Origin of the sequence: Moraxella sp. 179-F 1C4 NHS, assembly GCF_045370505.1 — a bacterium.
GTDB classification, from domain to species: domain Bacteria; phylum Pseudomonadota; class Gammaproteobacteria; order Pseudomonadales; family Moraxellaceae; genus Faucicola; species Faucicola tetraodonis.
Map to the genome: position 1 here is coordinate 1 of NZ_JBIQEC010000042.1, position 8283 is coordinate 8283.

The following is an 8283-nucleotide window of genomic DNA, read 5'->3' on the forward strand; positions in this document are numbered from 1 at the left end:
TCGTTTAACGCTAAGCAAGTTTGATACGCTTAAGGATTGTGTTGAAAGTTGCTTGGTATAATTCGGTTTTAACTATACAATGATAAGATTAACCCGTTAGGTCAGGTGGCCTAACTTAAATAAATTGCCTTTTGAGTTTGAAGCAATGTACAATGATAAGATTAACCCGTTAGGTCAGGTGGCCTAACTTAAATAAAAAGTCTCCGACAAACCCGGTACGGTTCACTATCTATTGTTATTCTTACCTGAAATTGATGTGAGCTTATAGAGACAAGGTAAATTTGCAAAAGTGCCGGCTATTCAGTGTTCATTGAATGTTTAATTTAATTTATTAAGCTTGACCTTGGAGTGGCTCTAAGCCTTATACTTGGTACAAATTTTTCGATTGTTATGATGATGCGTTCTACTACATGGATTACAGTCTTGGTTGGATTGTTCATGTTCCAAAGCTTTTGGAATGTGGCGGCGGCCTTTTGTGTCCATGAACAACAGCCTCAATCACAGCAGAGTTATCATTTTGGTCATCACCAAAATACCTTGTGTGCCAGCGATAGTCGTCAACACGATCATAATGGACAGTCAGAAAACATAAAAACATTCAGTAGCGATTTAGAAATCGGTGAAGATCATCAAGATCATCTACCATCGATGATGCATGTGATTGTACAAAATGAAAAAGTAGATGTGTTTCATCCAAGCTCTGAAGTTAAAGTGAATCCACAATTTCATTGGAAAAACAGCTATCAGGCTCCTGACCTGTTTCAACAAAGCCCACCTCCCGAATTTTCCCCGCTCATGGTGGGGTAGCCTAAAACATTCCCACCACTTTTATTATTTAAACCCCACTCTCAACACTTTTAAGTGGGATTAAAACAAAAAAGGCATGAACTTAAACTTTAATCAATGACCAAAAAGATTAGAGGATAAGCCATGCCCATCGACGAATTTATCATTAAAATCTATCTAATGGTAGATGACTACTACAAAAAGATTGTAACAAACCGGCTAAGGCAAGGCGGATATGCACCAAAGCTAACCGACAGTGAAATTATCACCATGGAGATAGTGGGTGAGTTTTTACAGATGGACACCGACTCACAAATCCATTAGTATTTTAAACAGCATTGGCAAACATGGTTTCCACAAATAGGCTCATATCCCAACTTTGCCAAGCAGTGCGTCAATTTGTTACAGTTAAAAACTTTGATACAACAGCATATCGTTAAACGGCATGGGCAAGACAACATTCATTTTATTGATGGCTTTCCCATTCCTGTGTGTCAATATGCCCGATAACAGACCGCTTAGTGTACTTAATCGCCTTAAAAATGCTCGTCGCAATATTGAGACGGTGATTGGTCAGTTATCACAGCGATTTAACATGCAAAAGGTGAGAGCGAGAGATTTATGGCATTTGTCTCACAGATTTATGCGTAAAATCTTGGCTCATAACGTTTGCTTTGTAATCAACAAACAGTTAGGTAATCCCCCACTTCAGTTTGAATTGCTTATTTCAAGTTGAGAGTGGGGTTATTTAAATAAGTGGGAAAAATCATGTCTTCACAATCAATTATACTCTTGCGTCATAGCTTGGTTGCTTGTATATGTGCAGCGGCTATGCAATATAGCTATGCTGAAAACGTTACCAGCTTTGAATCCGCTTTAGCAAAAGTACAAAGTTACCAGACTCAAGACAAGCCGTGGCAACAAGTTCAGCAAATATCTGAATTGAATATTCAGCAAAGTCGGTTATGGCAGAATCCAAGTATAAGTTTAGAACAGTCTGGCTTTGGCTCAGGTCAAGAACAGGAATTCAATGTTGGCGTTAGTCAACCTCTAGATCTATTTGGTCAGCGTAAGCTGAACCAGGTGATTGCCAATACCTCGAATCAACAAATCCAATTGCAACAGCAATTATGGAAGGCACAAAGCCAACTGATTGTTAAATTTGCATGGTCGCAATTTGTACTTGCTGAGGTTGAGCAGTCTGTTTATTCAGTACTGTTAAAAACAAGTAAAGCCAATCTGGACAGTGCCCAGAAACGCTATCAGGCAGGCAGTATTGCCCTGGTTGATTTTGAGCGTGCCCAAATTGAAGCGCTAGAAATCCAACGACTTTATGAGCAAGCGATGCTGAATAAACAAGCTGCCGGTCGTCAGCTGTCTAATTTGTGGGGGGGAGAAACATCTTCACATCTTCAATTGAATAAAACCGCTATCCCTTGGCCAGAGCAAAGTCTCCAAACTGTGCAACGGTATATTGCTGAAGGGTGGCTAGAAAAATTCTATGCCTTGAACATTCAGCAATCGGATCATCAAATTGAAAATTTAAGAATTCAGGCACGTCCCAATCCGACTTTAAATGTAGGCATGAAACGTAGCAAAACCCCTAATAAAAGCAACGATACGACTTTAGCAATCGGCGTGGCTATTCCACTGAATATTTTCAATCGCCAGCAATATGCGATCCCGATGGTCCAGCAACAGCAAATATTGCTGAACCAACAGCAGCAGCGTGAGCTGAAGCAACAAATACTCGATATTGCCAACAGCATGCATCAGCTCAAAGGTTTACGTAGCCAGTTCGATGCCACAACAGCACAAGTTACTTTGGCGACCAAAGTTCAGAGCCGTACTTTACAAGGGTTTCAGGCAGGGAAACTGTCCATTACCGACGTTCAGCAAGCAACCACCCAACTGCAGAATCTTCGATTGGGTCAATTACAAATTCTACGTCAAGCTTGGCAAACTGCCCTAGCAGCTGAGGCACTCAGTATTGGCACAAGTTATGAAGAAATTAGCCGTTCGGATGCCTATACACAACTGAATAAAAAGGCAGTCGAAGCATCGCAAAATTTAATCAATGGGGGAGCACGATAAAATGAACGCCAAGCAAAACGGAAAAATATCCCAGTCTCTCATGATTGTAGTTTTGATTCTGATTACGGTCTTGGTCAGTCTGGCTATTTGGTTAAGTTCAAAAAAAACTGAATCTGAGGGGCGTGGTTATGATGAGGGAAATGCCGAACATTCTGATGAAGATAGTTCTGAAGAAGGACATGCTGAAGAAGGCGAAATACAACTGACCAGCCAACAAATGGTTGAACAAGGTTTAAAAGTTGCTGTTGCATCCACAGGATTGGTTGAAAAGCTGACAACCCTGCCAGGTAAATTGGTGGTGAATACCGATCAACAAGCGCATATATCGCCTAATTTTAGTGGTTATATCGAGCAGGTCAATGTGGCTTTAGGACAGAGCGTGCAAAAAGGACAAACGCTGGCTGTACTAATCGTGCCTGAACTGATCGACCAACAGGCAAATCTGCGTATGGCACAGGTGAATCTGGATTTGGCCCGTAAAGATTACCAGCGCGAACAGCAACTCTGGTCACAGGGGATTTCTGCCAAACAGGATTACCAGCGTGCCGAAAATGCCTACCGTCAAGCGCAGATTACTGTCCAGTCCTCACAAGCACGTTTAAATGCATTAAGTGCAAGTGGCAATAACAATGGGCGTTTTCTGATTAAAGCACCGATCTCTGGGGTGATCAGTAAAAAAGATATTGTGGTCGGTGAAAATGTCCAACTGGCGGATCAGCTTTTTGTGATTGAAAATCTAAAAGACCTTTGGTTGGAATTTAATCTACCAAATACCTCAAATATTCACCTTCAAGTAGGGCAAATTTTAAACTTTAAAACCAATGGTTCTGATCAAAATTACCAAGCAAAAGTACAAACGCTGAATTCACAGGCAGATTTACAAACTGGACGTTTACAAGTGCGTGCCAAAGTCACCACACAAGCGGATGTACTGCGTCCAAATGTTTTGGTAAATGTTTTTGTGACTGATGCACAAGCAAAAACAGCGTTAAGAGTCCAGAAAAAAGCCTTACAGCAGGTTGAAGGAAAACCTGTGGTATTTGTGATTGAGTCTGAAGAAAAGGGACTGGTTCATCTTAAAGCACAGCCAATAGAAGTGGGCGTGAGCAGTCAGGATGGGCAATGGCTAGAAGTCATTTCTGGATTAACTGAAGGGCAGAAATACATTGCGGATGGCAGTTTTCTATTAAAGTCTGAATTAGAAAAAGACGAGGCAGGCCATGGACATTAATTCTGATCTGCCAAAACCAGAAGGTTTATTCGAACGAATCATTCAGTTTTCCATACAAAATGCGATTTGGGTGTTGCTCTTTGTCTGTACCTGGATTGCGGTCGGGGTGTATAGCTATCAGAAACTCCCGATTGATGCTGTACCCGATATTACCAATACCCAAGTCCAGATTAATACTCAAGCCAAGGGTTTTACTGCGCTTGAAGTCGAACAGCGGATTACCTATCCCATTGAAAATGCCATGGCTGGCATTCCGAATCTGGAGCTTACCCGTTCCATATCCCGTTATGGACTCTCTCAAGTCACCATTGTCTTTAAAGATGGGACTGATATTTATTGGGCCCGTCAGCAGATTAACCAACGGGTACAGGAGGCGCAATCTGAGTTGCCTGCACAAATCGCACCGACGATGTCCCCCGTTTCTACGGGTCTCGGTGAGATTTATCAATGGGTACTGAAGGCAGATCCGAATGCGAAAAAGCCGGATGGAACTGCATACACGCCGATGGATTTACGTGAGATTCAGGACTGGATTGTGCGTCCTCAACTGCAACGTGTTAAGGGAGTTGCAGAGGTCAACAGTATTGGTGGTTTTGAAAAAACCTATGTGGTCTCTCCCGATTTAAACCGGATGCAGCAACTGAATATCTCATTAGAACAACTGCAACAGGCTTTAGCGCAAAATAATGAGAACCGAGGTGCAGGTTATATTGAAGACAATGGTCAGCAACTGACGGTACGTGTACCGGGTGCATTCAATGGGCTTTCTGATATTGAGAACACCATGCTGGGTAGCCCAAATGGCAGCCCAATTCGGGTTGGTGATATTGCGCAAGTCTCTATTGGGCATGATTTAAGAACCGGTGGGGCAACCTATAACGGCAAAGAAACCGTTTTAGGGGTTGCCATGATGGCGATGGGTGGAAATAGCCGGACTGTTTCTAAAGCTGTGGATGCCAAGCTTCAAGATATTCAGAATAGTTTGCCTAAAGGGGTAGTGATTGAAACGGTGTACGACCGTACTACCTTGGTTGAGAAGGCGATTAAAACCGTTCAGAAAAACTTGGTAGAGGGAGCAATCCTGGTCATCATCATTCTGTTCCTGTTTTTAGGGAATATCCGTGCTGCCTTGATTACTGCCTGTGTCATTCCACTCTCTATGCTGTTTACCTTAACCGGGATGGCACAGAAAAATATCAGTGCCAATCTGATGAGTTTAGGTGCACTCGATTTCGGCATCATTGTCGATGGTGCTGTGGTGATTGTCGAAAACTGTATCCGGCGTTTAGCCCATACACAGCAACTGTTAAAACGACCTCTCACACAAAGTGAACGCTTTAAGGAAGTTTTTCTGGCTGCCCGCCAAGCACGTCGTCCTCTTATTTTTGGTCAGCTTATTATTTTGGTGGTGTATTTGCCGATTTTTGCTTTAAGTGGTGTGGAAGCAAAAATGTTCCATCCGATGGCATTGGCAGTGGTACTCGCCCTTGTTGCAGCCATTATTTTATCGATCACCTTTGTGCCTGCTGCTGTGGCATTGTGGGTCAAAGGCGATATTCAAGAAAAAGAAAGTCGTTGGATGTTATGGCTAAAAGCTAAATATCAGCAAACTCTTGATATTTCGTATCAATACAAAGCAGTTGTGCTGACTTTTGCACTGTGTGTATTAGTGATTACGGGATTTATCAGTACCAAACTCGGCAGTGAATTTGCACCACAGCTCAGTGAAGGAGACTTTGCGATACAACAGTTACGTTCACCAAGTACAGGCTTAGAAGAGTCTTTACGTATTCAGAAGAATACTGAAAAACTTCTTTTAAAGAGTTTCCCTGAAATTAAGGCAGTATTTGCCAGAACGGGTACAGCCGAGGTTGCAACAGATGTCATGCCACCCAATATTTCAGATGGCTATATCATGTTAAAGCCTCGTTCAGAATGGCCAAATCCTAAAGAAAGTTTAGATGAATTACGTGGCCGTATGGTGACGTATTTAGCCACGATTCCAGGCAATAATAGTGAATTTTCACAACCGATTGAACTCCGATTTAATGAATTGATCTCAGGTGTGCGTAGTGATGTTGGTGTGAAAATCTTCGGTGATGATATGAATGTCCTCAATACTGAGGCGACTAAAATCTCCAAAATCATTCAGCAAATATCGGGTAGCAGTGCCGTGAAAGTTGAGCAGACCTCAGGTTTGCCATTACTGAATGTCGAGGTAAATAAAACTTTGGCTGCACAATATGGTTTGAGTGTGCGTTCAATTCAAGACCTTGTGGCAACCAGTATTGGTGGACAAAGCGTGGGAGAGATTTTAGAAGGCGATCGTCGTTTTGATTTTGTTATCCGTCTTGGAGAGCAAGACCGTAGTGTCGCATCTGTTTCCCAGTTACCTATTCAGCTTCCAAATGGTGGCAGTATTTTATTGTCGGATGTCGCGCAAGTCTCGACCATTGAAGGAATCAACCAAGTCAGTCGAGAAAATGGTAAACGCCGAGTTGTGGTTACAACGAATGTTGAAGGGCGTGATTTAGGGTCTTTTGTTTCTGATGTACAGACACAGCTCAAAGCATACACTTTGCCAAGTGGTTATTGGATAGAATATGGCGGTCAGTTTGAAAATTTGGCTTCAGCCAAAGCACGGATGCAAATCGTGATTCCACTGGCTTTAATCACTATCTTTATTTTACTGATGGCGGTCTTTCACAATGTCAAAGAAAGTCTATTGGTCTTTACCGGGGTACCTTTTGCCTTGACCGGTGGTGTGCTGTTCCTTTGGCTAAGGGATATTCCATTATCGATGTCAGCTGGAATTGGCTTTATTGCCTTATCTGGTGTTGCAGTCCTCAATGGACTGGTAATGCTGACCTTTATTAAGGAATTAAGGGACAAATATCCAGTGCATAAAGCCGTGTGGCAAGGGGCTATTTTGCGCTTAAGACCAGTGTTGATGACAGCTTGTGTGGCTTCACTGGGTTTTGTACCAATGGCGCTGGCAACCGGAACAGGGGCTGAGGTTCAACGGCCACTGGCAACCGTAGTGATTGGCGGGATTATCTCTTCAACATTACTAACTTTGGTGCTGTTACCCGTGCTTTATCGTTGGATAAATGAAAAAAAAGTTTCTTAATCCAATAGATTAGTCGATTTACAGCAGAGATATTGGCTGTTATCCAATATCTCTGCTCATCATAAATAGAATAAGGAAAATATTTTATGTCAGAACATCATGATCATAGCCATGCGGTTGTTACTGAAGAAAATAGTAAGAAGTTAATGGTTGCCTTAGGTTTAACGACTACTTTTTTAATAGTAGAAGTTGTCGCTGCTTTTATTACCCAAAGTTTGGCTTTGTTATCTGATGCAGCTCATATGTTTACTGATGTAGCCGCTTTAGCTATTGCTCTTGCCGCTATCAAAATTGGTAAAAAAGCCGCAGATGATAAAAGAACTTTTGGCTATCAGCGATTTGAAATTTTAGCGGCTCTGTTTAATGCGGTGATGCTTTTTGTGGTAGCAATATATATTGTATATGAAGCTTATCAACGTTTTACGAACCCTGCTGAAATTCAAAGTGTTGAAATGATGATTGTCGCGGTCATTGGTTTGGTCGTAAATTTGATTTCAATGAAAATCCTTTCTGCTAGTGCTGAAGGAAGTCTAAATATAAAAGGTGCATATTTAGAAGTTCTTAGTGATGCTCTAGGATCGATAGGCGTGATTATCGGAGGAATAGTTATTTATTTTACCCAGTGGATGTGGGTTGATACCGTAATCGCTGTGTTAATTGGCTTCTGGGTCTTACCTCGAACTTGGATTTTATTAAAACAAAGTATTAATATTCTGCTTGAAGGAGTTCCTGATGAGATTGATATTGAGTCGTTAAGAAATGATTTATTGAAGCTAGAGGGCGTTGAAGGGATTCATCAGTTGAAAGTCTGGGCTATATCCTCAAAAAATATTCATTTAACTGCTCATTTGGTTGCTCCGAATAGCAATACAGATCAACTCTATCAAAAGGCCTTAGAAGTTCTAAAACATAATCATAATATTACTGAAATTACGTTACAAATAGAAAATACGAAATGTAAGGCAGAGAGTTTCCCAAACTTTGTGTAACTGCTTATAATCCACTAACAGGAGAATAAGCAATGACTAACCAATCTGACATC

5 protein-coding genes and 1 pseudogene are annotated in these 8283 nt (G+C 41.6%); all 6 read left to right on the plus strand.

All coding sequences use genetic code 11. From position 1 onward, the window contains the following. Positions 1-396: 396 nt before the first annotated feature. The 6 genes and pseudogenes from ACH0AB_RS11390 to ACH0AB_RS11415 all read left to right on the plus strand — a co-directional run bounded on the left by ACH0AB_RS11390 (position 397) and on the right by ACH0AB_RS11415 (position 8230). Positions 397-807, plus strand: coding sequence for a cation efflux protein, CzcI-like (locus tag ACH0AB_RS11390; protein WP_197931452.1), 411 nt, complete (start codon positions 397-399; stop codon positions 805-807). A 123-nt stretch (positions 808-930) separates the two neighbouring features. Further along, positions 931-1522, plus strand: a pseudogene (locus ACH0AB_RS11395) (transposase family protein). A 32-nt stretch (positions 1523-1554) separates the two neighbouring features. Next, on the plus strand, positions 1555-2880 hold the full coding sequence (locus tag ACH0AB_RS11400) for a TolC family protein (protein WP_040403790.1): 1326 nt from the start codon (positions 1555-1557) through the stop codon (positions 2878-2880). 1 nt (position 2881) lies between these two features. After that, positions 2882-4111, plus strand: coding sequence for an efflux RND transporter periplasmic adaptor subunit (locus tag ACH0AB_RS11405; protein WP_007116546.1), 1230 nt, complete (start codon positions 2882-2884; stop codon positions 4109-4111). Beyond that, positions 4101-7241, plus strand: a complete 3141-nt coding sequence (locus tag ACH0AB_RS11410) for an efflux RND transporter permease subunit (protein WP_007116547.1) — start codon at positions 4101-4103, stop codon at positions 7239-7241. Before ACH0AB_RS11405 ends, ACH0AB_RS11410 begins: the two co-directional genes overlap by 11 nt. 86 nt (positions 7242-7327) lie before the next feature. Next, positions 7328-8230 (plus strand): cation diffusion facilitator family transporter, encoded by a 903-nt coding sequence (locus ACH0AB_RS11415; RefSeq protein WP_065263189.1) that lies wholly within the window; start codon positions 7328-7330, stop codon positions 8228-8230. Positions 8231-8283 lie beyond the last annotated feature (53 nt).